This window comes from Rossellomorea sp. NS-SX7, from assembly GCF_052828565.1.
Map to the genome: position 1 here is coordinate 2,349,218 of NZ_CM128249.1, position 25,816 is coordinate 2,375,033.

26 protein-coding genes are annotated in these 25,816 nt (G+C 42.1%); 3 read left to right on the forward strand and 23 right to left on the reverse strand.

Annotated elements, in window-relative coordinates:
- Positions 1–19: 19 nt before the first annotated feature.
- The 3 genes from ACUXV2_RS11760 to ACUXV2_RS11770 form a co-directional block, all read right to left on the reverse strand.
- The gene (locus tag ACUXV2_RS11760) at positions 20–373 is read right to left on the reverse strand and encodes a YppE family protein (protein WP_446243396.1); all 354 of its coding nucleotides are present in this window, start codon (positions 371–373) and stop codon (positions 20–22) included.
- A 66-nt stretch (positions 374–439) separates the two neighbouring features.
- A complete protein-coding gene (locus ACUXV2_RS11765; protein WP_446243397.1) occupies positions 440–685 on the reverse strand; it encodes a hypothetical protein in 246 nt (81 codons plus the stop codon).
- Between the two features lie 638 nt (positions 686–1,323).
- Positions 1,324–2,325: a DUF2515 family protein gene (locus ACUXV2_RS11770; RefSeq protein WP_446243398.1), complete on the reverse strand. Its 1,002-nt coding sequence runs from the start codon at positions 2,323–2,325 to the stop codon at positions 1,324–1,326.
- Between the two features lie 108 nt (positions 2,326–2,433).
- Here ACUXV2_RS11770 and recU point away from each other — a divergent pair, with 108 nt between their 5' ends.
- On the forward strand, positions 2,434–3,036 hold the full coding sequence (recU, locus tag ACUXV2_RS11775) for a Holliday junction resolvase RecU (protein WP_446243399.1): 603 nt from the start codon (positions 2,434–2,436) through the stop codon (positions 3,034–3,036).
- A gap of 103 nt (positions 3,037–3,139) precedes the next feature.
- Positions 3,140–5,842: a transglycosylase domain-containing protein gene (locus tag ACUXV2_RS11780; RefSeq protein WP_446243400.1), complete on the forward strand. Its 2,703-nt coding sequence runs from the start codon at positions 3,140–3,142 to the stop codon at positions 5,840–5,842.
- Between the two features lie 37 nt (positions 5,843–5,879).
- Here ACUXV2_RS11780 and ACUXV2_RS11785 read toward each other — a convergent pair whose 3' ends face one another.
- The 19 genes from ACUXV2_RS11785 to ACUXV2_RS11875 all read right to left on the reverse strand — a co-directional run bounded on the left by ACUXV2_RS11785 (position 5,880) and on the right by ACUXV2_RS11875 (position 23,949).
- Complete coding sequence (locus ACUXV2_RS11785) at positions 5,880–6,401, reverse strand: YpoC family protein (RefSeq protein WP_446243401.1); 522 nt, start codon at positions 6,399–6,401, stop codon at positions 5,880–5,882.
- Positions 6,398–7,054, reverse strand: a complete 657-nt coding sequence (gene nth / locus ACUXV2_RS11790) for an endonuclease III (protein WP_446243402.1) — start codon at positions 7,052–7,054, stop codon at positions 6,398–6,400. Before nth ends, ACUXV2_RS11785 begins: the two co-directional genes overlap by 4 nt.
- 96 nt (positions 7,055–7,150) lie before the next feature.
- A complete protein-coding gene (locus ACUXV2_RS11795; RefSeq protein WP_446243403.1) occupies positions 7,151–7,858 on the reverse strand; it encodes a DnaD domain-containing protein in 708 nt (235 codons plus the stop codon).
- Positions 7,859–8,243: 385 nt separating this feature from the next.
- The gene (asnS, locus tag ACUXV2_RS11800) at positions 8,244–9,536 is read right to left on the reverse strand and encodes an asparagine--tRNA ligase (RefSeq protein WP_446243404.1); all 1,293 of its coding nucleotides are present in this window, start codon (positions 9,534–9,536) and stop codon (positions 8,244–8,246) included.
- A 148-nt stretch (positions 9,537–9,684) separates the two neighbouring features.
- Positions 9,685–10,875 carry a pyridoxal phosphate-dependent aminotransferase gene (locus tag ACUXV2_RS11805; RefSeq protein WP_446243405.1) on the reverse strand — a complete coding sequence of 397 codons (1,191 nt, stop codon included), beginning with the start codon at positions 10,873–10,875 and terminating at the stop codon, positions 9,685–9,687.
- 21 nt (positions 10,876–10,896) lie between these two features.
- Positions 10,897–11,373, reverse strand: coding sequence for a cell wall elongation regulator TseB-like domain-containing protein (locus ACUXV2_RS11810; protein WP_446243406.1), 477 nt, complete (start codon positions 11,371–11,373; stop codon positions 10,897–10,899).
- Positions 11,374–11,384: 11 nt separating this feature from the next.
- Positions 11,385–11,555, reverse strand: a complete 171-nt coding sequence (locus ACUXV2_RS11815; protein WP_446243407.1) for a YpmA family protein — start codon at positions 11,553–11,555, stop codon at positions 11,385–11,387.
- Positions 11,556–11,782: 227 nt separating this feature from the next.
- Complete coding sequence (locus ACUXV2_RS11820) at positions 11,783–12,628, reverse strand: hypothetical protein (protein ID WP_446243408.1); 846 nt, start codon at positions 12,626–12,628, stop codon at positions 11,783–11,785.
- Positions 12,629–12,889: 261 nt separating this feature from the next.
- Positions 12,890–15,688, reverse strand: a complete 2,799-nt coding sequence (gene dinG / locus ACUXV2_RS11825; RefSeq protein WP_446243409.1) for an ATP-dependent DNA helicase DinG — start codon at positions 15,686–15,688, stop codon at positions 12,890–12,892.
- Between the two features lie 181 nt (positions 15,689–15,869).
- Entirely contained in the window at positions 15,870–16,253 is a 384-nt protein-coding gene (gene panD / locus ACUXV2_RS11830) for an aspartate 1-decarboxylase (protein ID WP_446243410.1), read from the reverse strand.
- Complete coding sequence (gene panC / locus ACUXV2_RS11835) at positions 16,246–17,115, reverse strand: pantoate--beta-alanine ligase (RefSeq protein ID WP_446243411.1); 870 nt, start codon at positions 17,113–17,115, stop codon at positions 16,246–16,248. Before panC ends, panD begins: the two co-directional genes overlap by 8 nt.
- Positions 17,112–17,951, reverse strand: coding sequence for a 3-methyl-2-oxobutanoate hydroxymethyltransferase (panB, locus tag ACUXV2_RS11840; RefSeq protein WP_446243412.1), 840 nt, complete (start codon positions 17,949–17,951; stop codon positions 17,112–17,114). The genes panC and panB overlap by 4 nt, the downstream gene beginning before the upstream one ends.
- Positions 17,952–18,386: 435 nt before the next feature.
- Positions 18,387–19,367, reverse strand: a complete 981-nt coding sequence (locus ACUXV2_RS11845; protein ID WP_446243413.1) for a biotin--[acetyl-CoA-carboxylase] ligase — start codon at positions 19,365–19,367, stop codon at positions 18,387–18,389.
- Positions 19,343–20,545 carry a CCA tRNA nucleotidyltransferase gene (locus ACUXV2_RS11850; protein ID WP_446243414.1) on the reverse strand — a complete coding sequence of 401 codons (1,203 nt, stop codon included), beginning with the start codon at positions 20,543–20,545 and terminating at the stop codon, positions 19,343–19,345. Before ACUXV2_RS11850 ends, ACUXV2_RS11845 begins: the two co-directional genes overlap by 25 nt.
- Positions 20,546–20,584: 39 nt before the next feature.
- Positions 20,585–21,706: an N-acetyl-alpha-D-glucosaminyl L-malate synthase BshA gene (bshA, locus tag ACUXV2_RS11855; RefSeq protein WP_446243415.1), complete on the reverse strand. Its 1,122-nt coding sequence runs from the start codon at positions 21,704–21,706 to the stop codon at positions 20,585–20,587.
- Between the two features lie 3 nt (positions 21,707–21,709).
- Complete coding sequence (bshB1, locus tag ACUXV2_RS11860; RefSeq protein WP_446243416.1) at positions 21,710–22,414, reverse strand: bacillithiol biosynthesis deacetylase BshB1; 705 nt, start codon at positions 22,412–22,414, stop codon at positions 21,710–21,712.
- Between the two features lies 1 nt (position 22,415).
- On the reverse strand, positions 22,416–22,823 hold the full coding sequence (gene mgsA / locus ACUXV2_RS11865; protein ID WP_446243417.1) for a methylglyoxal synthase: 408 nt from the start codon (positions 22,821–22,823) through the stop codon (positions 22,416–22,418).
- Positions 22,824–22,835: 12 nt separating this feature from the next.
- On the reverse strand, positions 22,836–23,606 hold the full coding sequence (dapB, locus tag ACUXV2_RS11870; RefSeq protein ID WP_446243418.1) for a 4-hydroxy-tetrahydrodipicolinate reductase: 771 nt from the start codon (positions 23,604–23,606) through the stop codon (positions 22,836–22,838).
- Positions 23,593–23,949 carry a nucleotide pyrophosphohydrolase gene (locus tag ACUXV2_RS11875; RefSeq protein WP_446243419.1) on the reverse strand — a complete coding sequence of 119 codons (357 nt, stop codon included), beginning with the start codon at positions 23,947–23,949 and terminating at the stop codon, positions 23,593–23,595. Before ACUXV2_RS11875 ends, dapB begins: the two co-directional genes overlap by 14 nt.
- A 151-nt stretch (positions 23,950–24,100) precedes the next feature.
- Between ACUXV2_RS11875 and ACUXV2_RS11880 the strand changes: the two genes are divergently transcribed.
- Positions 24,101–24,970, forward strand: a complete 870-nt coding sequence (locus tag ACUXV2_RS11880) for a YitT family protein (RefSeq protein WP_446243420.1) — start codon at positions 24,101–24,103, stop codon at positions 24,968–24,970.
- A 122-nt stretch (positions 24,971–25,092) separates the two neighbouring features.
- Here the strand turns inward: ACUXV2_RS11880 and ACUXV2_RS11885 are convergent, their stop codons facing one another.
- The gene (locus ACUXV2_RS11885; protein WP_446247060.1) at positions 25,093–25,770 is read right to left on the reverse strand and encodes a zinc metallopeptidase; all 678 of its coding nucleotides are present in this window, start codon (positions 25,768–25,770) and stop codon (positions 25,093–25,095) included.
- Positions 25,771–25,816 lie beyond the last annotated feature (46 nt).

Below are 25,816 nucleotides of genomic sequence, written 5' to 3' on the forward strand. Positions count from 1 at the left end.
CCCGAGGGAAGCCCTTTATTTAGCTTTTTAGTTCATCAAGAGTGGTATTCAGCACATAGCGAACAGATTGATGATGACTGATAAAGCGGTTATAACTGGATTCAGGAAAGAAACAGTGCACGGAAAGCATTTCAATATTGTCGTATGTATTCATGACCTGCGGTAAGTGAAGGTGTTTTGGACGATCTTTTTTGATCCACTCGAGTGAGAGCTCCTTCCAGTTATCATTGAATTCTTTTACTTTATCTGCAAACGGTTTTACTTCAATATAGAAGTCACCTTTTTCTCCTGTTTCCCGCCTTTTTTTATATTCGTTCATCATCTCATCGACTGATGCTAACAACTCTCGAGTCACATTTATTAACTGTTCCATTTTCAACCTCCAGCCAACGTAAGACAAAAATAAAAAGTAGCAAAAATGCTACTTATAATAGTAAGTTTATGACGTCTTATATGATAATTCAAGCTTTTGGGCAAGAAATACATGTTCTCTTCTATTGATGAATGTTTCTGCCCTGCTTTCCACTGCAGCTAGTTTCCCCTCTAGTTCTTCAATTTTTTCAGCCAGTTTCGATTCCTCAACCTTTTCCTCCATTGAAATCCGATCATACACACTTTGCTCAAGCTGATTTAAACTTTCTTCAATTTCTGCTAATTTCAACATAATATCTTGTTTTGGAAGCATGCTTCTTCCCCCCGGCTTTTTTGGATTTATATAAGGTATTCTTCTTTAAATATCCTTTCCCTTCCCCACTGACAAAACTAGAAGCGTTTCGTCAAAGAAAGTGAATTTAGGACAACCGCCCTATTATTTTTCGACAGTTGAATAAAACAGATCAAAGCTCAAATAATAGTAGCGGAGGTGTTCATATGAAATCACAAAATAATAAAAACTCAAAACAACCGACTGATACCAACAAGCACCAGACGAAAGCATCAAAAGGCAATCCGAAACTGGAAGGCGAAAACAGACCATCTACGTAATACAAAAGCGGAGGCGGCTCGTTCAGGCCCGACAAGCATAAGATGAATTGGCTGGGAAGGCGTTTTTTTGACTTCCTGGTCAATTTAGCTTATGACCTCGAGGGCCTAGCCGCCGGAGCTGGATGATACAAAAGCGGAGGGGCTTTGATCAGAGGCGACTAGCATAAGACGAATCGACCGGAAAGGCGTTCTTTGCCTTTTTGGTCGGTTTGACTTATGTCTCGAGCCTCTTAGCCCCGGAGCTGGATGATACAAAAGCGGAGGCGGCTCGTTCAGGCCCGACAAGCAAAAGATGAAGATAAGAACTGCAGGCAGTTACCATGTGCCTGCAGTTCTTTTTTATCTCATAATAAGTGACTTCAACCTAGCCACCCTCATTAATTGTCTTTGTTTATGAAAGAACCATTTTTTCATACAGGGCTCATCAGGAATGTGGGGTTTGCGATACCATGCCTTCTTCACCCGGGTGACAGATGACCAATCTTCCTCGTTGTTCCAATGGTGTTCGATTTTTCCGTAGACCTTCTTGAGTGACGGTGTATTCGTCCTAATGAGAGCAGGATCGCAAAAGCGTTCATAATCCTCCCTTGATCCTGTAGGGTTCACCTTCAAAGCAAATTCATAAAAAAAGCGATAGTAATCGTCATGAAATAAAATTTGATAAAGGATATTCCCTAATTTGATGCGTTCATCCAACTTCCTGAAATCGTGAACACTTGCTCCGATGAGCTTCCCATCCTTGGAAGGAAACACAACGGAACAAAAATGAAGGTGATCTTCTATAAAAAATAAACCTGAACGGAATACTTTCTTTTTATAAATAGGATGTTCAATCACAGGTTTCTGAATCAAGTTCTGCTCATTAATAATTTGAGATTGTACCAATCTGCTTTCATTTCTGTGATCCCAAAAACGATTCCATTCTTCCTGCATAAAAGCAGACACACGAAAATCCTCTAACAAGTGAAACATTTTCTGCTTATATAACGTCGAATAGTGATAGATAAGCAGTTGAGGAAAAGCATCTTGAAATATGGACCAATTCGCTCTTTCATAAGTCATAAAGAGATTCTTTCTTGTCTCGGGGGTCAACAGGCTCTTAAATGTTTCCCCTTCTAAATCAGTCATGTTCCAGCCTGCGTTCCTCGAAACCATCGATGCAAGAAACGACCATTCGATCTCAGGATGAAGAAGGTAAAAACTTTGATAAGCGATAGTTCTTGTAATATTATCTTGATTGTGATGACTCACGATACGGTGAATGAAATCAATCCATTCATGTCTACGTTTAAATTCTGTAATAAAGGGTAAAAAGCGATAGGTATTAGTGAATTCATCCATTTAATCCTCTTCTCCTTTAGTCATATCTTAAGGAATTTGTAATGAATTATTCACACAAAATGGAGTGGTTTCTGTTATGATATAGTTTAGTCTGCGAGGTGCATTCCCATGAAATTCCATTATCCTAATGGAAAACGGTATACTGAAACGAAATCATCTTCTAATAAACCGAAAGTCAAACAAGTCTCCTACAGCAACCGGGGGATGACGTTAGAGGAGGATATCAATGAAACCAACCAATATTACCTGGTTCACAAAACAGCCGTTATCCATAAAAAACCCACTCCAGTCCAAATCGTGGATGTCCATTATCCGACCCGGAGTGCAGCTGTAATCAAGGAGGCTTACTTCAAGCAGCCCTCCACCACTGACTATAACGGTGTATATAAAAGCCGGTATATAGATTTTGAAGCGAAGGAAACAAAAAACAAAACGTCCTTCCCCCTTCAGAATTTCCACGAGCATCAAATCACCCATATGGAAAGTGTCCATATGCAAGATGGCATCACGTTCGTATTACTGAGGTTTTCACTTACGGAAGAAGTATTCTTACTACCTTTCCAAGCATTGAAAATATTTTGGGAACGGATGATTAACGGGGGCAGAAAGTCGATAAAGAAAGAAGAAATTGAGGAAAAGGGCTATAAAATCCCCTTGGGACTCCATCCCCGGGTCGATTACTTAAAAATAGTCCATCAGTTATATTTTTAGTTAGACTAAAATGAGATAATCTATAGTTTATCTCATAAAGAGTAGTATAAATTAAAACTTAGACAATACTAAAAAGACAGAAGATTGAAAGCGAGGAAACAAAATGGCTGGTCAATATAAGTCAAGGGAAGAAAAACGTCTAGCCCAGCAGAAGTCTAATACAAAGAAAACGAAAAAAGGCTCTATGGTGAAACGTGTTATCATTTCTTTATTTATTATAGGAATTATTGGTATGTTAGCTGGTGCAGGATTGTTTGCTTACTACGCATCCAGTGCTCCGAAGCTTGATGAAAAGTTATTGAAAGACCCGGTGGCGTCAGAGATTTATGATATGAATGGCGAGTTGATTACTACTGTCGGGAAGGAAAATAGGGAATATGCTAACTTTGATGAGATTCCTCAAACAATGCAGGACGCAGTCTTGGCGACAGAGGATAATCGTTTTTATAAGCATAACGGGATCGACCTGATTCGCCTTGGCGGTGCTGTCATTGCCAATATTACCGGCGGATTCGGATCGGAAGGTGCCTCTACCATTACCCAGCAGGTAATCAAAGGGTCATTCCTCAGCCCTGATAAGACGCTGAAAAGAAAAGCACAGGAAGCATGGCTTGCTCTAAAACTTGAGCAGGAATATACAAAAGAAGAGATTTTTGAGATGTATTTCAATAAAGTATATATGTCAGCAGGGATACACGGTATGGCCACTGCAGCAGACTATTATTATGGTAAGGAAATTGAAGACATTAAGCTTCATGAAGCAGCCGTGATTGCTGGTCTGCCTCAAAGCCCAAACAATTATAATCCTTTTAAACATCCAGAAAGTGCAGAGAAGAGACGAAATATCGTTCTTTCCCTAATGGCACAGCATGGAAAAATCAGTGAAAAAGAAAAAGAAGAGGCACAAAAGATCCCGATCACCGAAGGGTTGGTTTCCGAAGAAGAACTGGAAGCAGAAAATGGTAATAAGTATCCTGCATATGTGGATGCAGTGATTGATGAAGTCGAAAAAATGGGTGACTATAACCTGTTCTCGGATGGTTTGAAGATCTATACGACCCTCGATACCAATGCACAGAAGCGTGTTGAACAAATCCTGGCCGGCGAAGCGACAAGCTTCTCTTACCCTGACCAGGAAGGCGGAATCATGCAGGCGGGTATCACTCTCATGGATACTCAAACCGGTGAGATCCGTGCTATAGGCGGAGGCAGAAATACCGAAGAAGAAGTACAGCGCGGTTTCAACTATGCGATTGATACGAAACGCCAGCCAGGTTCTACAATCAAGCCCCTGCTTGACTACGGTCCTGCTGTCGAGTATCTGAAATGGTCTACCTATCATATTCTGAAAGATGAACCTTATAAATATTCAAATGGAACTGAAATCAACAACTATGACCTGAAACACAAAGGCGATATCACGATGAGAGAGGCCCTTTGGGATTCACGCAACGTGACCGCCCTGAAAGCATTCCAGGAAGTAGGTCCGGAAAAAGCTGAGGAATTCGTGAACAGGCTTGGTCTTGACTTTGACAATTATTACGAATCCTCCTCCATTGGAGCGGTTTCCCCGGGAATGAACTCGGTTCAAATGGCTGGTGCCTATGCCCCGTTTGGGAATGAAGGTATTTACAATAAGCCGCACACAGTTAAAAAAGTTGTCCTTCGTGATGGAGAGACTGAAATCAAGCACGATGACAAACCGGAACCGGCTATGAAGGAATACACAGCCTATATGATTTCAGATATGCTGAAGAGCGTTATCGATCATCCAAGAGGAACAGGTGCTTATGCGAAGGTGCCAGGTCTACCTATGGCTGGGAAATCAGGAACAACCAACTATGACCAAGAAACAAGGGAAGCAAATGGCATCCCTAAATCGCACGCTCCTGATTCATGGTTTGTCGGTTATACCACAAATTATACAGCTGCTGTATGGACAGGATACGATAAACAAAACAAATACTCATTAAGCCCATCAGATCGTCACATTGCACAATTTATCGTAAAAGACTTGATGAGCTATGTTCATGAGGGTGTCGACACGGCAGACTTCAAGAAGCCAGGAAGCGTAGTTGAAGTTCAGGTTGAAGAAGGAAGCAATCCGGCAAAACTGCCGAGTGACTACACCCCTGATGATCAGATCCTGACTGAACTGTTTGTTAAAGGCACAGAACCTACCAAGGTTTCCAAAGAGTTCGATAAACTTGATGCACCTAAAGGCTTGAAAGGTAAATTCAATAAAAAAGATAAAACGATTACCCTATCTTGGGATTATGACAAAAAGAAAAAAGATGATGTAACATTTGAAGTTTCTGTATTGATAAACGGTGCAGATAAACAAGTTCTCACAACCACGGATAAAACCGGTTTGAACGTAGAGAACATTCAATCCACAGGCACATTCACCTTTGAAGTTGTCGCCATAAAAGATGATCAGCGAAGTGACCCTGCTACTGTGAACGTCGATGTAAAAGGCGGAAACGATGAAGAAGATGAAGAAGACAATGAGCAGGAAAATGATCAAGGTCAAGGAAATGGCAACGGACAGGGTAACGGACAAGGTAACGGGAATGATCAAGAGGAAGATGATGGCAGTACCGGCGGTGAAGACGGAGATAATCCTCCTTCTGATGGCGACGGAACCGGAACAGGTGATGGTACCGGTGATGGCACAGGAGACGGTACTGGTACGGGCGATGGTACCGGAGATGGTACCGGAGATGGCACTGGTGAAGGCGGCTCCGGTAGCGGTGGCTCTGGTTCAAGCAGTGATTCATCCTTCCCGGGCTTGTTCAATCAATAAGAATAACAATGAAGGCAGCACGGGTTTCCCGGCTGCCTTATTTTTCGTTATTTATCGTCTTATTGATGGCCATATCTTTTGCAATCTGTTTATGCTGCTCCTGAAATAATTCCTTCAGCTGTACAAATGAATGATATAGTTTGGGGTTCTGTCTGATGAATGACAGCCTCTCTTCTGCATTTACCGGTTTAATTGAGAAATTTTCCAGGTGGTACTGCCAATCTCTTAAAACCACAGGAACCGAATTACTCCAAAACAGAAGCATGTAAAATAAAGCAATTCCTTTTTTCAAATGAAGGTGCACAGATTTATCACGGGATCTAAAGCATTCAATAAGGATCCCCTCTTCTTCATTCCATGCGGCTATAACATCTTTCACCATTTTTCTACGATGATTCCAAGGCGGATGCACCACCTCTTCACCACTGTAAAATAACATTTCATAGGCAAAGAAATGACCTTCATCCAAATATCGTTCAAGGCAGACAACCACGTCATTTTCAGTGTAAAAATAATGATCTGCCAGCTGCTGGGGAACTTTCAGACGAGAAGAATTCATATCTTTTCCTTCTTCTTCATTCTTTTTTGGCCTTCCCTGCATAAATCCAGAAGAGGACAAACATCACATTGCGGGGACTGGGCTTTACAATGGTACCTTCCGAAAAAAATCAACCGATGGTGCGTTTCAGACCATTCATCCCTCGGAATTTTTCTCATTAATGTTTTTTCAACTTCAAGGACACTGTCTTTCCATCTGCATATTCCCAGGCGTTTACTTACCCTCTCCACATGCGTATCCACAGCCAGGGCAGGTTCTCCAAACGCTACAGACACTACAACATTTGCCGTCTTTCTCCCTACTCCAGGAAGTTTCACCAGTTCTGAATGCTCCTCAGGCACCTCTCCCCCATGTTCCTCCAGAAGAATCTCACACAGTTTCTGGATATTTTTTGCTTTATTGCGATACAGGCCGATCGAACGGATGTCCTGCTGCAGTTGTTCCAAAGTGACATCCAGATAATCCTGCGGTGTTTTATATTTTTCAAAAAGGCCCTTCGTCACTTTATTCACTAACGCATCTGTACACTGAGCAGAAAGCAATACTGCTATCACTAACTCAAACGGGTTTTCATGGCGCAATTCACAATGTGCATCTGGAAACATCTTTTTCATTTCATCTAAACAGATCTGGATTTGTTTTTTATTAAGCACGTTCATCTTCTCCTCACTCTTATTACCTGTTCGTATGTAGTATACACTATAAAAGGGACCGGCCCTAAAATGGGGCGCAGTCCCTTTACACTTTGATTATTGTTCCAGCCAATTATAGAAGGGAACCGACTTTCTCTTGGGCATGGAAGGGTCGTTCTGAGCCGGTGATTTTTGATGAGTCCTGAACTTTTGACTTTGGTTGCGGGCATCCTCTATCGTTTTCACACCGTTCTTCTTCCATTCAAATAAAATCCGGTCGATATACCTGAAATTCAGTTTTCCGGAAATAACAGCCTCTCGGAGCGCAGCTTTGATAATCGTGGTATTATGTTCATCCTGATCCAGCCACATAGCAAGCGTCTCACACTCTAGCGGTGAAAGGGGGCGGCCGAATTCCTGCTCGAAAATAGAATAGATGTCGGCTTCTTCTTCCATGGATTTCTGCATTTGTTTCATTTTAGAAGCTTGAATGACAAAATCAGCAAGCTTTTCCCATAAGGGAGCAAGTGAGTATTTTTCGAATAGGATACCATCTGGTGACAATCCTTCTTCAATCGTTAAGAAATGGTGCTGCATCAGCTTTCTTAAGATGGATGAACAGTATTCCGAAGATATACTCATATGTTCAGAAAGTTCCTCCGGGGTTGGGAAATAGTTCCCTTTTTCTATCTGTCCATAGATATGGAGCAGAAGGACAAATTCAGATTCATTTAATCCCATTGTATGATAATTGTTCAATAATAATTGCGGAATATTCAGGGTCCCTTCTTCGATCCAGGACACCATCAATTGTTTATAATCCATATACGGCACACCTCACCTTTAAGTATAACATGCTTATTATCTATGTCGATATGGATGTGTTCAGAAGAATTATTTAACACTTTTTTGCAGTCAAAATCCATTGAATACCGCTGTTGATTTCCGTGGAAGACTTCGCTTTCCGCGGGCGGCCGGTGAGCCTCCTCGTCGCTCTGCTCCTGCGGGGTCTCACCTGTCTCGCTTTTCCCGCAGGAGTCTTCGCCTTCCACTCCAATCAACAGCTAGAACCAGCCTAATCTTTATAATAAATCTATCACACATTTTGTATTTCTAAATACCCTTCAGTCTGAACTTTAAAAGTGTTGATATGTGAAAAGGCTGACTTTGTCTTGCATTTCTGCAATAAAGTCAGCCTTTAATTAACACCTTATGGGTATAGACGATTTAGTAGACGCGGGAACGGGATTGTTTCTCTTACGTGTTCGACTCCGCTGATCCATGCTACTGTTCTTTCAAGTCCAAGACCAAAGCCTGAATGAGGAACAGAACCGTATTCTCTAAGTTCCAGATACCACTTGTAAGCATCAGTTGCCAATTCATGTTCTTCGATACGCTTTTTCATAAGTTCTGCATCGTGGATACGCTCGGAGCCACCGATGATTTCTCCGTAGCCTTCAGGAGCGATAAGATCGGCACAAAGCACTACGTCATCGCGATCCGGATCAGGCTGCATATAGAATGGCTTCAATGATGTCGGGTAATGGGTGATGAATACAGGTTTATCGTATGTTTCAGCTATTGCTGTCTCATGCGGAGCCCCGAAGTCATCTCCCCATTCAATATCTTCGAATCCTTTTTCGTGCAATAACTTAATCGCATCATCATACGTGATTCTTGGGAATGGCGCTTTAATTTGCTCCAGTTTGGAAGTATCCCTTCCTAAGCGATCCAACTCGAGCTTACAGTTTTCCAGAACCGATTGGACGATGAATGATACGTATTGTTCCTGCACTTCCAGATTGTCCTTGAAATCATAAAAAGCCATTTCAGGTTCGATCATCCAGAACTCGATCAAGTGACGGCGCGTTTTGGATTTTTCTGCCCTGAATGTCGGTCCGAACGAAAATACTTTACCAAGTGCCATCGCAGCTGCTTCCATATATAATTGTCCGCTTTGAGAAAGATAGGCATCTTCGTCAAAGTACTTCGTAGCGAACAATTCTGTCGTTCCTTCAGGTGCACTGCCAGTAAGAATCGGCGGATCGACTTTAACGAATCCTTCTTGATTAAAGAACTCATACGTAGCACGTATGAGTTCATTACGGATCTTCATGACTGCATGCTGCTTACGGGAACGCAGCCATAAATGGCGGTGGTCCATAAGGAATTCAGTTCCATGCTCTTTAGGGGTGATAGGATAATCAACTGCCTCATGGATGACTTCCACTGATTTCACTTGCAGTTCATAACCAAAAGGTGAACGTGAATCTTCTGAGACGACACCTGTCACATATAAAGACGTTTCCTGAGTCAGCGATTTTGCTTGTTGAAAAATCTCTTCTTCGACTTCACTTTTTACCACAACTCCCTGGATGAACCCTGTCCCATCACGGAGTTGAAGGAATGCAATTTTACCACTTGAACGTTTATTGGCAAGCCAGGCACCGATCGTAACCTCTTCTCCAACAAACTTGTTTACTTGAGAAATTGTTGTTTTCACGATTTTTTTCCCTCCAAAAAAACTAACACGCTATATGTATCGTACTATATTATACATTTCGAGTCGCTTTGCCGCAATAGAAAGGACAAATTGGACCCATTCCCTAAGGAAAGAGCAGACCGTCCGATACGATCTGCCCGCCATACTATTATTGACTATTCTTTACTACGAACTCATGTATTCTTTCAATTGCCTGTTCCATTGAATCAAGACTTGTCGCATAAGACAAGCGGATATTATCTTCAGAGCCGAATCCAGATCCGGGAATCACGGCAACTTTTGCTTCTTCTAATAATGCTTGCACAAATATGTCAACATTTTCAAAACCCGTCAAGCGGGCCGCTTCTTTGACATTCGGGAACAGGTAAAATGCACCCTGAGGCTTGATGCAATCGAAACCTGGGATATTGTTTAATTTATCAAAGACAATATTTAAGCGATCCTCGAATGATTTCCTCATATCTTCTACAGGCTGTTGATCCCCCATGTAAGCAGCTACAGCACCGTACTGGGATGTGGTTGTAGGATTTGATGTTGAATGGCTTGCAAGGTTCGTCATGGCTTTAATAATCGTTTCATTCCCTGCAGCATATCCGATTCTCCACCCGGTCATCGAATGGGATTTTGATACTCCATTAATGATGATCGTCTGCTCCTTCAGCTCTTCAGAAAGTTCTGCAATGGAAGTGTGACTGTTCCCATCATAAACAAGCTTTTCATAGATTTCATCAGAAACGATCAGGATATTCTTTTCCAAACATACTTGGCCGATTGCCTTCAGCTCTTCAGAAGAATAGATCATGCCCGTCGGATTGCTTGGCGAGTTGATGATGACAGCTTTTGTTTTATCTGTAATGGATTCAGACAATTGTTCAGGTGTGATTTTATATGAATTCTCCTGTCTGCCTTCGACGATTACAGGTGTACCGCCGGCAAGCTTTACCTGTTCCGGATAGCTTACCCAGTATGGTGTCGGAATGATCACTTCATCCCCTTCGTTCAAAAGCACTTGAAATAAGGTGTAAAGAGCATGTTTCGCCCCGCTGGTCACGATGATTTCTGAAGGTTTGTACGTAAGGTTCTGGTCTTGCTTGAATTTGTTGATGACAGCTTCTTTCAGCTGGGCAGTACCGCCTGAAGGAGTATATTTAGTTTGACCTTCAATCAAGGATTCATATGCTGCCTGGATAATATGCTGCGGTGTATTAAAATCCGGCTCTCCCGCTCCCAATCCGATCACATCGATACCCTGTGCTTTCATTTCCTTTGCCTTTGCTGTAATTGCCAACGTAGTAGAAGGTGTTAATGCACTCACTCTTTTAGCTAAAGATAAATTCATCAATATGTTCCTCCCGATAACTTATAGGTTTTCAATTTTTTTCCACCATTCCCCGTTGGAGAAAAGTAGATAAAAATAATTTAAATTTTTCTGTTTATCCAAATAGGTGATTTCCCATACAGGCCCTACTGATTCGTGCCCCAATCTCACTGATAAGATTTCCTCGGGCTGCTTTTCATCATTTAGTTTATTAATTGCCTGCTCTTTCGAAATACCATCTGCCCATTTCTTGACGATTATTTCTTCTTTTTTTTCTGGCACAAATGCTACCACTTTTTCGTTTTGATCATCCATGCCTGTGATGACTGTATAAGACTTGGCTCCGTGATAGATGCTAACCTTCTCTATTTTATTAATAGATGTCTCATCAAGCACACGTTTAGATGCCTGATCAAATTCTGCTTCCACAGGACTTCTTGCGCTTTTGTAAAGAAGAACGGAAGCTGTACCAGTCACAATGACAGCAGCCACTAAAATAATTGTAATCCACTTTTTCATAACGAACCTCTTTATGTACGATATATGGTCATAATCGCCTGACTTTGATCCTCGGGATCCAGGGCTAAACCAAACATGTAATCATCTTTTTTTAATGTTCTATTTAATGCATCCACTATCTTATATAAATCATCTGTATAAGAAATTCGAACCGTTGAAAGAATTTCAATTTTACTCTCCAAAGCAGCTTCCTCCTCTGACTTATGACTATTATCCATATTGATGTTGTTTTTTTATTCTGCAATAATGACCGATGTACACATTATAACAACATTCCCCACGGATATGGTAGACAGAAACGCAAAAAATTTATCAGTGTTCCTCAATTGGACTGGGCCGATGAAATGGCACATTCTGATTAATAATCCCCCAAAAGTGAATATGCCTTTAAAGAAGGCCGACAATAGCGTCAGCCATTTTCCAATTGATTATTAAATGCACCGTCATCTTGCTCGAATGTAAGCACTTCATAATTACTTCGATTAAATTTTATCGTTATCAGTCCATGCTGCCCTGTTAAGTATAGGTCGATCCACGCTTCATTTATCGCTTCAAGCAAGTCACCGTTCAATAACTTTTCTTTCGAGCGGTAGAGCAGCGCTGTCTGTGGATCGATATGCTTGATTAGAGGATCTGAAATACACTCTGTCCTTGAATGGAGGGGGATCTTTACGATGTTTACATTTTTTAAAGGCTTCGTCAGGAAAACACTTTCTGCGTGTTTTGACTGAGAGCTCAGCCAAAGAAAGCGGTGCTGAAAAAACGTAAGCGAGAAATCCAAGCCCTCCTGTTTTTCATTTCCTTCATGAATCACTTCCAGTGCCAGTTCAGAAGACAACGGATAAACGTCTCCTTCCTTTAAACTCTGCACTACTGCAACTTTACTTTCTACAAGCATGCCTGAAAATGAACCACCGGCTATGAGTTCCTTTATTGAATATTTCTTCATTAGTTCATATAAGGTATCAGTATAAATTTCTGCTTCCTCAGTGAAGATAATTGCTTTAATTTCTTTGATATTTATTTGATTTAAATAATAATTAAGCTCTTTTATTTGAGAAAGCGGCCCTGTGTTGATCAGAAAATTCTCACCTGAAGGCAGATGAAGAACTGCCACCTCTCCGCTCTTTAGAGGCAGAAAGCTGATGGCGTATTCATTTTGTTCTAAATTCAGGTCCAATTCAGGAACCTTTACCCCGTAACTGACTGGTATAACCAAAATAAACAGCAGCAAAGCACATAGTACCACTCTCATATTCCATGCCTCCAGTTTTCATCTACCATTATCTTGTCTTAATGAATGAAAATTAACCAGAACTGCTGAAGGGTTAAGATGGTTGGGATAATAAAGGTTTACTAAGTCTAGATTAAACAGCCTCCATTCCTCTTGTGCTTTTCTTTAAGGGGGTTTGGCAAACAGGGGCCACTCATGTCCAAACGCTTGAAGGCCGACAAAAAAAAGACGATCCGGCATGTATGTTTTCACTTGCATTGCCTGGTTCGTCTCATAAATTTCTTACAGCCAATCTTCTATCCACTCAATCAAATCATAGAGGTCTCCTTCTTTTACTTTCATGGACGGGATTGATTGTATAAAAGCGTTCCCGTAACGGGTTGTTTTAATTCTCCGGTCGTATACGATCACAATTCCTCGGTCACTGCTTCTTCTTATCAACCTTCCTACACCCTGTTTGAAACGGATTATCGCTTCTGGCAATGAATGACTTGAAAATGGATTCTTCCCCTGTGTTTTAAGAGCTTCAGATTTTGCCTGGGTCACCGGTTCATCTGGCGGGGAAAAAGGCAGTCGTATTAATGCCAGACACGAAAGATCTTCCCCGGGAATGTCCACACCTTCCCAAAAACTGCTCGTCCCAAATAGGATGGCCTTATCAAAACGTTGAAAGTTCTTAGTCAACCTGGTCCTGCTCCCTGAAGTGATTCCTTGCGCCATCAGAACAAAATCATCAAGCAATCCGCTTTCCTTCATCAAATCATAGGTTTTTCGCAGCATATCATAAGATGTGAACAAAATAAGCATTCTGCCTTTAGTCGCCTGAGCCACTCCGATTAAATGGGAACTGATTGATTCTATATACTCCTCATTTGATACATGCTGAATCTCAGGTACATCATTAGGGATGAACAGCGTCGCTGACTCTGCATAATCAAAAGGAGAAGAAAGCTGCAGCTGTTTCATTCCGTCAGCAGCTAACCCGATTTCGTTTAAAAAATAGTTGAAAGAATCACTGACTGTCAGGGTCGCCGATGTAAGGACAACGCTTTTTTTCTTTGAGAAAAGCTCTTGGTTCAGATTTTGTGCGACAGCGACCGGCTGTGCCTGAATGACAAGGCTATTGGGCAATGAGCGGGTATCACCATCAAGCCAGAGGACAGAATCGGTCATCTCCCTGAGAAATACTGTCCGGAACTCCTCCCATAATTCATTCCATTCAACTAGAAAGCTGTAGAATTCTTCTACAAGCGCTTTTTCACCGTCTTTAAGCTTCAGCTTTTTCGTTTTAATCGTATCAAGAATCCCTTGAAATTCCTTTTCAATCATTTTCATTCCTGAAATGACTCTCTCCATCGCCATCTGAACAGGCAGCCAGCTTCTGCTATTTTTCATTTCTTCCGATATCCTCAGCTGTATTTTCTGGGCACCCGTCCTTTTTTTTGCGTGTTTAAAAAATACATTGGAAAGGACAGACATCGCTTCTTCAAGGTCGATATAAAATTGATGGATAAGTGTATCCAGTTCAAACGAATGGATAGTACCTTCAATAGCATACGTATTCATGAGCGCATAAAGGCGGTTGTACAGCTGTTTTTGATCAAGAGTCCCAAGTTGGGAAGTCGTGAACTTGATTGACAGGTAGTCCAGTACGATTCCCAAGTGCTGCCTTGCGGATTTCTCCAGATGATGTGCTTCATCAATGACTAAATAGTCAAAGGAAGGGATTAAACTTCCCTTATTGATGATGTCTGAAAGAAGCATCGAATGGTTGGTTATGATGATGTCGGCAGATTGAGCACGTTTTCTTGCATGTAGATAGAAATCCTTTGACACCCACGGATCTTTGCTGTGAGGAAGGTGCCATCCATCATGCCTCAGCCGGTTCCAGAATAACTGGCCGCCTGATGTAAGGTTAAGTTCATCCACATCTCCCGTTTTTGTTCTTGTCAGCCATACTAAGATTTGCATTTTCGTCAGAATCACGTCATATTGGGCATCCTCTTCACGCAAGGACTGCTCAAACTTAAATAAATTTATGTAGTGGTTTTTTCCTTTTAACAACACTGTCTGAAATGAGAAAGGACAGATCATTTCAAGCAGTTTGATTTCCTTTTGCAATAATTGTTCCTGCAGCTGCGTAGTAAAGGTGCTGATCACGACCCTTTCATTGTGCTGCTTGGCGAATTGCAGCGATGGCCATAAATATCCAAGTGATTTACCGACACCTGTACCGGCTTCTATCACAAGATGCCTGCCCTCCAGGAATGATTCCCGGACTTCATCCATCATTTGAATTTGTGCATCTCTTTTTTCATATGAAGGAATATGCATTTCAAGTTTTTTGGAGATATCGGGGTCGATATCGATATCATCCACCATGAGCATGCCGGTGTCATGATCCTCTCTCTTACGGAGTGCAATCCCTCTGTAAACCTCAAGTTCAAGCGACAAATCTTCCACATGCCTTTGCTTTTGAGTGACGATTTCATCCAATAATAATGATAAGTCACTCTTGAGGTGTCCTGAGAGTGATTGAAGCTTCTCCAGGGTGACCAGCGGAAGTTTCACAAGTGTATTGATAAAATGGAGCAGCAGCTCTGCCGTTACATAGGCATCACTATCGGCCTGGTGCGGTCTTACATGACTTAATGACAGTGAATTTGAAAGCTCGCTGAGTTTAAAGCTGTCTGCAGAAGGCATCGCAATTTTGGCTAATTCAACTGTATCAAAAGCAGGACCGTTAAAGGTGTTATAGCCTGCTTCTTCCAGTTCAGCCTGTAAAAAAGACAGATCGAACGTCACATTGTGAGCTACAAACACACCGTTTTCCAATAGTTCAAGTATCTTAGGAGCAATCTCATGGAATTCAGGAGCATCCGCGACCATCTCATCATTTATGCCGGTCAGCTCTTCGATAAACGGCGGGATGGCTTTGCCAGGGGCAACGAAAGATGTGAATTGATCGACAATCTCTCCGTTTTCGATGATGACTGCAGAAATCTGTATGATTTTTTCTCCTTTTCTAGGAGAATTCCCTGTTGTTTCCAAGTCCACAACAATTAATTTGAATGGTAACATTTTTTCTCACTGCCTTTATATAAATCCTTCAATGAATCTTATATACAATATGATTTCTAAATTAGTGTACCATAATTCGAATGAAAAGCAGAGACGATAAGCAGAAGATAAATAAGCAGATGTTAACCAGAAGCACAAAAAAAGAACGATCCCAAAAGAATCGTCCTTTTCTAATAGTCCATTAGTAGATCGTCGCTTCAGGCTCGGTTCCAAGCATTTCCACGATTTGATTATGTTCATTCATGATAGCCACTTTCGGTACATGGCTTCCCACCTTGTCTTCTGCCACCAGTTTATACGAGATGATGATGACTACATCCCCTTTTTGAACGAGTCTTGCTGCCGCCCCGTTAAGACAAATGACGCCGCTCCCTCTTTCACCAGGTATGATGTAAGTCTCCAGTCTTGCTCCGTTATTGTTATTAACAATCTGTACTTTTTCGTTTGCCATCATATCCACCCGGTCCAGGATATCCTGGTCGATTGTAATACTGCCTACATAATCAAGGTTTGCCTCCGTGACACGGGCTCTGTGAATTTTACCATTCATCATTGTCCTAAACATGCTGATTCTCCTCTTCATTCAATGAAATGATCATATTATCGATTAATCTAGCTTTTTGGTATTGAACGGCAAGAGCTATGATGATCTCACCTTTTAAGTCGTCTATGGGGGTCAGCTCTGGAAAAGAGTATACCTCCACGTACTCAACCTGTCCTGAAGTCCTGCTATGAATGAAATCTGTGACTTCTGAAATGATTGAATCCCCGCTCGTCTCTCCGGATTCAATCTTATTTTTCACTTTTTCAAGACTCTCATATAGCACAGGTGCTTCGCTTCTTTCTTTTTCGGATAAGTAGACATTCCGTGAACTTTTTGCCAGTCCGTCTTCTTCCCTGACAGTAGGCACCCTTACAATTTCCACAGGAAAGAAATAATCCTGAACTAGTCCCTCTACCACCGCTATCTGCTGAGCATCCTTCAGTCCGAAATATGCTCTATCCGGCTGCACCAAATGAAAGAGCTTAGTTAATACGGTGACAACACCGTCAAAGTGCCCTTCCCGTTTCTTCCCGCACAGCACATTTACCCGTTCCGTCACATTCATCTTGATTGATGTCGTTCCGGGATACATTTCTTCTGCAACCGGGATGAATAAGATGTCAACCCCTGCATTTTCTGCAAGTATAGAATCACGCTCAATGTCTCTAGGATAACGTTCGAAATCCTCATTCGGTCCGAATTGCAAAGGATTTACAAAGATGCTCATGACAACGATATCATTCTGTTTTCTCGCTTCTTTTACTAGAGTAAGATGGCCTTCATGCAGGAATCCCATTGTCGGGACAAAACCGATTGAGCAGCCTGATTGTTTATGATGATGAATCGCTTCACGGAGTGCTTTCAGTTCCGTTATGACTTTCATTCTTTACTTCCTCCATAAAGCATTTTCAATTCTTCTTCACGCATAGTAAAGGAGTGCTTATCTTCAGGAAAGGACCCTCTCTTTACTTCTTCTATATAGTTCACGATGCTCGCTGTGACGGTGTCGGAAATATTACTGTATTGTTTTACAAACTTCGGCACCCTGCCGACTCCGTAAGTGATGATGTCATGGAAGACAAGCACCTGACCGTCCGTTTCACTGCCGGCTCCGATTCCGATGACAGGAATGTTCACAGCTTCAGAAACCTCTTTAGCCAATTGTTTAGGTACACATTCGAGTACGATTGAAAAAGCTCCTGCCTTTTCGCATTTTATTGCATCCTCCAGGAGTGCCTGCGCGGAATGTGCCGTCTTGCCCTGTACTTTGTAACCTCCCAGTACCCCTACAGATTGAGGAGTCAATCCTAAATGAGCCATCACCGGTATACCAGCGCTAGTCATCGATTGGATACGATCGATCACAATACCGGCCCCTTCTACCTTTACCGCATTTGCTCCGCTTTCCTGCATGATCCTTGCTGCCGTTTTCAAGGTTTCATCCATTGAAAGATGATACGTCATAAATGGCATGTCAGTTACGATAAACGTATCCGGTGCGCCTCTTTTGGCTGCTTTCGTATGGTGAATCATATCCTCAACCGTCACAGGAACAGTCGAATCGTAACCGAGAACCACCATCCCCAGTGAATCACCGACCAATAGCAAATCGATTCCAGCTTCCTGAGCTAACTTCGCGCTTGGATAATCATACGCCGTCAGCATCGTTATCTTTTTAGATTCTTTTTTCATATTAAAAAAATCAGTCGTCTGTTTCATGTTTTCCTCCTTCTTTGCAGTCAGAGGTGACGAAACAATGAAAGCACTTACAATATGATAAAAGGCTGTTTTCTAGACGATTGCTGTTTTTCGTAGAATGTCCAGGAATGTATAGTGTGAAAGACAAATCTATCCGAACAAGCATTTACGAAAGAACATACTCTATTCTCTAATGTGAAAACCAGCAAAGTATGTGAAAAGAGCCTAATAAAAAAACCTTCTGAAAATTGACAGAAGGATCCCAAGTGTCTAAATATGATTGTTTCGACCCTCTGTCCCAGTCCATTTGGATCAAGGCAGATTATTCAATATTCGTGTTTCATGTTTTGCTGCTATGGGGGTGCAGTTCATACGATACTGCCCACTCAAAATTATAACACAAAAAAACGAGATGGAATAAAGATTTAACTTTACTTCACATCTCGTTCATCACCATTATATATTCACTTCTATATCTGCGGAATAGATTTGATGCACAATACCCTCATGATCTTCAATTTTCAGTACTCCATCAGCTGTAATTCCCAATGCTGTACCTTCAATTGTTCCGTTGATCGTACGTGCCCTGATTCTCTTTCCGATGGAGACAGCATAGCTTTCCCAGAGCAGTTTGATAGGTGTGAACCCTTCATTCATATAAAGGGAATAAAGTGATTCCATTCTTTCTAATACAGTCTGGACCACTTTTGCTCTTGAAAGCTGCGTTCCCTGTTCAATCGCCAGCGAAGTAGCTATGGACCGGATTTCATCCGGAAAATGATCGTTCGTATGATTCACATTCATTCCGATTCCGATGATGATGGAATTGATTTTATCTGATTCCGCCTGTAATTCAGTCAGAATCCCGGTTACTTTCTTTCCATCTATCAGAATATCATTCGGCCATTTGATTTGAGGCTGAAGCTCTGTGACTTCCTCGATTGCCTGGACCACCGCCACTGCAGTGATCAATGTGAATTGTGGTGCTTTTTGCGGCGGCAGATGTGGTTTCAATATAAGACTCATCCAAATCCCGCTTCCTGATGAAGAATGCCATTCACGCATCAGCCTCCCTCTTCCAGCAGTCTGTTCGTCAGCAATGACAAGGGTGCCTTCAACGGCTCCATTTCCTGCTAAATCGTGGGCAATTTTTTGAGTGCTCGGTACAGATTCTTCATAGTGTATGACTTGTCCCAATGTTGCAGTCTGTAATCCCAGGCGTATCTTATTTTCGGTGACGCTGTCAGGTGTATCGATGATTCGATAGCCTTTTTTCCTTACTGCCTCCAGTCTGAAGCCTTCTTTCCTCAGTTCCTCTATGTGCTTCCAAATCGCTGTCCGGGAACAGCCTGCAATATCAGCGAGAGCCTGACCTGATAAAAATTCTCCATTTGATTCTGAAAATGCCTGAATCAATTTCTTTCTGATTGTCTGCATGTTTCAAGCCACCTCCTTATCGTTTCAAGATCATTCCTTATTTCCCCATATAAAACGGCCTTTTCGATCCTCTCAAGAGTTTCTTTCACCCAAGGTCCGCCCTTCTGACCTTTCCATTCCATCAGGTCCTTGCCTGTTACCATCAATTCCTTTCGGTCCTTAATGGGAAGAGCATGATAATCATCGGTCAGTCCTTCAATTGCCCCAGATGAAATCGAATGAATGCAGTTATACACTTTTTCCACGTTGTACGCTCGGTCAATGCCTGAATGGAAAAGCAGTTCCTTCGTCCATCCTTCGTCTGTGCGTTTAGAGAGAATCTGTTTCTCTTTCGTCCGCTCCTTTATCACCTTTGAAGGCAGTTTCCACGATTTTAAGAATTCTGCAGGACTGCCATCTATGTATGAAGATAACAGCAGCCATATTTGGTCGGTATTTAAACTCTTTAATAAAGGAAGACCTGATATTTCCTGGATCACTTCTTTCTGCCCGGAAAGCCCCGGGAGCTGTTCAAATAAGGAGGAGGTCAAAAGAAGCTGTAAAGCTTTCGCCCGGTGATCCCCACCTATCATTTTCTCGAATTCCATCGTTTTTCGTTCAACTGCAATATGGGACAGGAGTCTTGAGTATAAATTCAGTGCCTTCATGGTGAGGGGTTCAACCTCAAATCCAAGCTGGCTGACAAACCTGACCCCCCTCAGCATCCTGAGTGCATCTTCAGAAAAACGATCAGCCGGTTTTCCAACTGTTCTGATGACCTTTCTTCTGATATCTTCCTGCCCATTGAATGGATCATAGACTCTGCCATCTGCGTCCATTGCCAGGCTGTTCATCGTGAAATCCCGCCTCTTGAGATCTCCTTCCAAAGAACGGATGAACTCCACTGTATCCGGGCGCCTGTAATCGCCGTAGTCCGATTCAGTCCTGAAGGTGGTAATTTCATATTCACCTGACTGCTCGATGACTAATACGGTCCCATGCTCGATACCGATATCGGCTGTGCGGGGGAAAATGTCCTTGATTTCATCAGGAAAAGCAGACGTCGCTATATCCACATCATTTATGGGCCTTCCGAGAAGAAAATCCCTCACCGAACCTCCCACGAAATATGCTTCAAACCCGGCTTGTTCTATTTTTTTTAATAGCGGAATCGCTTCCTGGAAGATCGCTGGCAACATGATTAACACCCTCTTCTATCATAAAACGTAATGACTCACTTACATTAATTCTTTATATATGACTTCATACTGCTCGAGAATTTTTTTGGAATGAAATTTCGTTCTGGCTGTTTCGAGCGCATTTGCGGAAAGGCTGCTGTGAAGCCTCTCATCCCGTAGCAATTGAATTGCTTTGGATGCTACTGATTCCACATCACCCACCTTGCAGATATACCCGTTGAAACCGTCTTTGATCACTTCGGGTATCCCGCCGATATCCGTTCCGATAGCCGGGACTCCGCATGCCATGGCTTCAAGGGCAACCAATCCGAAACTTTCTTTCTCTGACAGAAGTAATTTCAGGTCGCTTATCGAGTAAAGTTCTTCGAGATTATCCTGCTTTCCAAGAAACAAGACACGATCCTTCAGGCCTAATTCTTTCACTTGCCTGCAGATGACGGTCATTTCAGGGCCGTCACCAACAAGGAGAAGTTTTGCCGGAATTTCTTTTTGGATCTTATTGAAAGAAGAAATAACATCTTTCACTCGTTTTACTCCCCGGAAATTCGAGACATGGATGACAACTTTTTCATCTTCGTGAATGCCGTATTCTTTTCGTAAGTGACTCGAATCAATATGACGGTACACCCGTTCGTCGATAAAATTGTATACCGTTTTTATCTCCTTATCAGGGCGGATCAACTCATGAGTCTGTTCGGCAAGTGCATTAGACACTGCCGTTACGACATCAGATTTTTCAATACCAAACCTGATTGCCCCTGTCAGGGACGGATCATAGCCAAGTACGGTTATGTCCGTCCCATGAAGCGTGGTCACAATCTTCACATCTCTATCTGCCATCTGCTTGCCTAAAATCGCGCATACCGCATGTGGGATTGCATAATGCACGTGCAGGATGTCCAGGTTTTCCCGCAAGATGATTTCTGACATTTTATTAGCGAGAGCGATATCATATGGAGGATATTGAAATACTGAATATTGATTGACTTCCACTTGATGAAAATAAATATTATGATACATTTTGTTTATCCTGAAAGGGATACTGGATGTAATGAAGTGAATTTCATGCCCTTTTTCAGCCAGCAGCTTTCCAAGCTCCGTGGCCACTACTCCAGACCCTCCAACTGTAGGATAGCACGTTATTCCAATTCTTAATTTCATTTGTTATTCTCCTAACAAGTCTTGATGCAGAATGAGCGTGTTATAGGAGAAGAACCCTTCAGCATAACGTACACCTGCGTCTTTTCCCATCATTCTTTCCCTTGCTTCAACTGCTTCTATGTAATCATCGGTCAGAGGTGTCGAAACACCGTCTTTCCCTTTTTGAAACTGGCTCTCATAAGCACGCAAGCTTTGCAGTTTCGCTTCCATATGGTCTTCAATATTTACGACAAAATGGGGCCTGTGAAAACCGTTTATTATATAAAAATAAAGATTTGCCGGTTTATGGACGGATGATGAGGGGTTGAATTTTCTTATACCCGAAGAAAAATAAGCCTCTCTAACCAACCGTGATGCATTTCCGTGATCTGGGTGCCGATCTTGTTCAAATGGCGCAAATACTGCTTTAGGCTTGAATTTCCTGATAACATCCACCACTTTTGTAATGTTTTCACCTGTGAGGTAAACCCCTCGGTCCGGGATATCAAGTGTCACTCTCTCCATTACCCCCAGATAACCGGCCGCCTTCCGAGCTTCTCGTTTCCTTATTGGAACAGAGCCGTTTGACGAAAGCTCTGCTTCCGTCAGGTCGCATATGACAATCTTTTTTCCCTCTTTTGCATATTTAGCCAGCGTTCCACCCATACCGATTTCCACATCATCGGCATGTGCACCAAAGGCAAGGATATCTATTTGTTCTTCTGCCACGTTATTCCTTCCTTTCTTTTTTGACGCCTCTCCATTCTATATCCCCTCTTTCCAGGCCTTTCACCAATACTTCCGCTGTTCCCATGTTCGTCGCTAAAGGGACGGAATATACGTCACATAATCTTATGAGAGCTGATACATCTGGCTCGTGAGGCTGTGCTGTTAACGGGTCCCTGAAAAAAAGGACAAGATCCATTTTGTCATTTGCTATATAAGCCCCGATTTCCTGATCTCCCCCTAATGGACCGGAACGGAAACGATGTACTGATAATCCGGCTTCTTCAGTAATTCTCTTTCCGGTTGTACCAGTGGCAAATAGAGAGTGTTTCTCGATGATCGGTTTATATGCCAAAACGAATCGGATTAAGTCATCCTTTTTTTTATCATGAGCAATCAAAGCGATATTCATTTGCTTCACCCTCTAATCCAATATATTTTCCAATCCATACACTAACGTATCCAGAGTCATGACAGTCTCCACTGATACCTTCACTCCAGACATGAAGCTTGCTCTGTTATATGAATCATGACGCACAGTCAGGGTCTGTCCTTCCGCACCGAACATGACCTGTTGATGAGCTATCAAACCGGGTAGTCTGACACTGTGGATATGCATTCCGTCGATATTGGCTCCCCGTGCCCCTGAAATCGATTCCTTTTCATCAGGATGCCCTTGAGTTTTAGCTTCCCTTACTTGTTTGATCATTTCAGCTGTTTTTACTGCAGTCCCCGAAGGCGCATCGAGCTTTTGGTCATGATGCAGTTCAATGATTTCTATATCATCAAAGTATTTTGCAGCCATCTGGGAAAACTTCATCATCAATACTGCCCCTATGGCAAAGTTGGGAGCGATGATGCAGCCGAGATTCCTGGATTCGGCAAGCTCTTTAAGTTCATTCAGTTCCTCCGTCGTAAAGCCCGTGGTGCCGACAACCGGTCTTACACCGTATTCAAGCGCTGTTTTCGTATGGGTATAGCCGACTTCAGGTGTGGTTAAATCGATCAGTACATGCGGTGTTTCTGCATTGAAGCATTGTGCTATTTCTTTATAGACCGGTACATCAAGATTTGCCTCCCCTTTATGGTCAATGACACTTATCAATGTAAAATGTGGAGTATTTTGAACCAGTTCTACTGCTTCTCTTCCCATTCTTCCCCTTGGTCCTGCAATCGTCACCTTAATTTGTTCCATGTCCCTCACCTCTTTCTTCTTTTCTTGTCCATCGATCTTTATCGCGTGTGTTAAATTTATGCATAACCCGATTATGAGCTTCCTCTAGGCTGATATCCAATGAATTGGCTAAACAGATGAGTACAAATAAGACATCACCAAGTTCTTCTTCAACCGTTTTCTCTTTTTCTGTATGTTTTTTGGGCTTTTCACCATAATAATGGTTAATTTCACGTGCCAGTTCTCCCATCTCTTCCGTTAACCTGGCCATCATTGCGAGAGGGCTGAAATAGCCTTCTTTGAATTGACTTATGTATTGATCAACTTCAGATTGCAGTTGATTCATTGATTTTTCATTGGTCATATTGAAAGACACACTCCTTCATCATCTTTTATCATGTTAGCTAAATCTTATCACATTTACAAATATTACGTTTAAAGGATTGCCACTTTAAACCTCTTCTTATATAATGTCTCTGTCAACGAGACACCACGAACGAAGGAGGGACTTCATAATGCTTGAATTACGTTTAAAAAATATCTTTTTTATACTTTTGGGCTCAGCTATTTTCGCTTTCGGCCTAGTTCACTTCAATATGCAGAATGAACTTGCCGAAGGCGGTTTTACAGGTATTACTTTGATTCTATATTTCCTATTTAATATCGATCCTTCCTATTCCAACCTTGCGCTCAATATACCTCTGTTTTTTATTGGATGGAAGCTTCTTGGAAAGAAAGCTTTTTATTACACGGTTATCGGGACTGTTAGTTTATCTGTATTCCTATGGATTTTTCAACGCTATCAAATGGAAGTACACCTTGAAGATGACCTATTTCTTGTAGCACTATTTGCAGGGGTGTTCATCGGAATTGGTTTAGGGATCATTTTCAGATATGGAGGCACGACTGGCGGGGTCGATATTATAGCCAGATTGGTGCATAAGTACATAGGCTGGAGCATGGGGAAAACCATGTTTATGTTCGATGCTGTGGTCATCATCGCATCACTCATCACATATCTTGAATACCGGGAAGCAATGTACACACTGGTAGCAGTATTTGTCGCTGCAAAAGTCATAGATTTCATGCAGGAAGGCGCATATTCGGCACGGGGGGCAATGATCATCTCAGATCATCATGAAGAAATCGCTGCAGTGATAAACCAAAAGATGGACCGGGGTGTTACCGTATTAAGAGGTCATGGATCCTTTACGAAGCAAAACCGGGAAGTACTTTATTGTGTGGTTGGCAAAAATGAAATTGTTCGCTTGAAAAATATCATTACTTCAGTGGACCCACATGCCTTTGTGTCTGTAACAATCGTCCATGATGTGCTGGGCGAAGGATTCACTTTGGATGCTGACAAAAACCCCCTTCATGATTAGTCCGTTGTATTTTAACGGCAGAGTGATGAAAAAACCTCAACAGCTAATCCAGCCGTTGAGGTTTTTTGAAGAGACCGATAATAAAAGCCGGGCATTCAGCCCGGCTTTCTTTAATTTGGTAATCAATCTTCACCCTGCATGCCTGTATAGATAAGTACTAACCTTAACAGTTCGATGACCGCTACAGCTGCTGCTGCCACGTATGTCATCGCTGCTGCGTTTAATACTTTTTTTGCATGACGCTCTTCTTCATTGCGGATAAGTCCTAGGGAAACGATTTGATTCATCGCACGTGACGATGCATTGAATTCAACAGGAAGCGTGATCAATTGGAAGACCACACCTGCCGCCATCAGGATTATACCCAGGAGGAACATCCCTGTCATTTGTGTGAACATACCGATCAGCAAGAAAATCCAAGACATATTCGAACCGATATTTGCAACCGGCACCAAAGCATGTCGGAAACGAAGGAAAGCATAGCTTTCTGCGTCTTGAATGGCATGACCTACTTCATGGGCTGCCACTGCTGCCCCTGCAACCGAATGACCATGATAATTATCCGGAGATAATGCCACTGTTTTTGAAATGGGATTATAGTGGTCACTAAGGAATCCTCTTCCCTCCACTACCTTCACATCAAACAGACCATTTTCATCCAATATCTTTCTCGCCATTTCCCTGCCGGTCATACCCGATGTTGTAGCTACTCTCGAGTATTTTTTAAACGTACTTTTTACACGCATTTGCGCCCAGATCGGAATAAGGGCAATGAGCAAAAAGTAAAGTATAAAACTCATCATTGTAACAAAAACCTCCAGCTTTTCAGATACTTAAATTTTATAT

Bases quoted from the DNA above. Each gene is read 5' to 3' on its own strand.
- ACUXV2_RS11760 (WP_446243396.1), bottom strand. From the start codon at position 373: ATGGAACAGTTAATAAATGTGACTCGAGAGTTGTTAGCATCAGTCGAT.
- ACUXV2_RS11765 (WP_446243397.1), bottom strand. From the start codon at position 685: ATGCTTCCAAAACAAGATATTATGTTGAAATTAGCAGAAATTGAAGAA.
- ACUXV2_RS11770 (WP_446243398.1), bottom strand. From the start codon at position 2,325: ATGGATGAATTCACTAATACCTATCGCTTTTTACCCTTTATTACAGAA.
- recU (WP_446243399.1), top strand. From the start codon at position 2,434: ATGAAATTCCATTATCCTAATGGAAAACGGTATACTGAAACGAAATCA.
- ACUXV2_RS11780 (WP_446243400.1), top strand. From the start codon at position 3,140: ATGGCTGGTCAATATAAGTCAAGGGAAGAAAAACGTCTAGCCCAGCAG.
- ACUXV2_RS11785 (WP_446243401.1), bottom strand. From the start codon at position 6,401: ATGAATTCTTCTCGTCTGAAAGTTCCCCAGCAGCTGGCAGATCATTAT.
- ACUXV2_RS11795 (WP_446243403.1), bottom strand. From the start codon at position 7,858: ATGGATTATAAACAATTGATGGTGTCCTGGATCGAAGAAGGGACCCTG.
- ACUXV2_RS11805 (WP_446243405.1), bottom strand. From the start codon at position 10,875: ATGAATTTATCTTTAGCTAAAAGAGTGAGTGCATTAACACCTTCTACT.
- ACUXV2_RS11810 (WP_446243406.1), bottom strand. From the start codon at position 11,373: ATGAAAAAGTGGATTACAATTATTTTAGTGGCTGCTGTCATTGTGACT.
- ACUXV2_RS11820 (WP_446243408.1), bottom strand. From the start codon at position 12,628: ATGAGAGTGGTACTATGTGCTTTGCTGCTGTTTATTTTGGTTATACCA.
- dinG (WP_446243409.1), bottom strand. From the start codon at position 15,688: ATGTTACCATTCAAATTAATTGTTGTGGACTTGGAAACAACAGGGAAT.
- panD (WP_446243410.1), bottom strand. From the start codon at position 16,253: ATGTTTAGGACAATGATGAATGGTAAAATTCACAGAGCCCGTGTCACG.
- panC (WP_446243411.1), bottom strand. From the start codon at position 17,115: ATGAAAGTCATAACGGAACTGAAAGCACTCCGTGAAGCGATTCATCAT.
- panB (WP_446243412.1), bottom strand. From the start codon at position 17,951: ATGAAACAGACGACTGATTTTTTTAATATGAAAAAAGAATCTAAAAAG.
- ACUXV2_RS11845 (WP_446243413.1), bottom strand. From the start codon at position 19,367: ATGCAGACAATCAGAAAGAAATTGATTCAGGCATTTTCAGAATCAAAT.
- ACUXV2_RS11850 (WP_446243414.1), bottom strand. From the start codon at position 20,545: ATGTTGCCAGCGATCTTCCAGGAAGCGATTCCGCTATTAAAAAAAATA.
- bshA (WP_446243415.1), bottom strand. From the start codon at position 21,706: ATGAAATTAAGAATTGGAATAACGTGCTATCCTACAGTTGGAGGGTCT.
- mgsA (WP_446243417.1), bottom strand. From the start codon at position 22,823: ATGAATATCGCTTTGATTGCTCATGATAAAAAAAAGGATGACTTAATC.
- dapB (WP_446243418.1), bottom strand. From the start codon at position 23,606: ATGGAACAAATTAAGGTGACGATTGCAGGACCAAGGGGAAGAATGGGA.
- ACUXV2_RS11875 (WP_446243419.1), bottom strand. From the start codon at position 23,949: ATGACCAATGAAAAATCAATGAATCAACTGCAATCTGAAGTTGATCAA.
- ACUXV2_RS11880 (WP_446243420.1), top strand. From the start codon at position 24,101: ATGCTTGAATTACGTTTAAAAAATATCTTTTTTATACTTTTGGGCTCA.
- ACUXV2_RS11885 (WP_446247060.1), bottom strand. From the start codon at position 25,770: ATGAGTTTTATACTTTACTTTTTGCTCATTGCCCTTATTCCGATCTGG.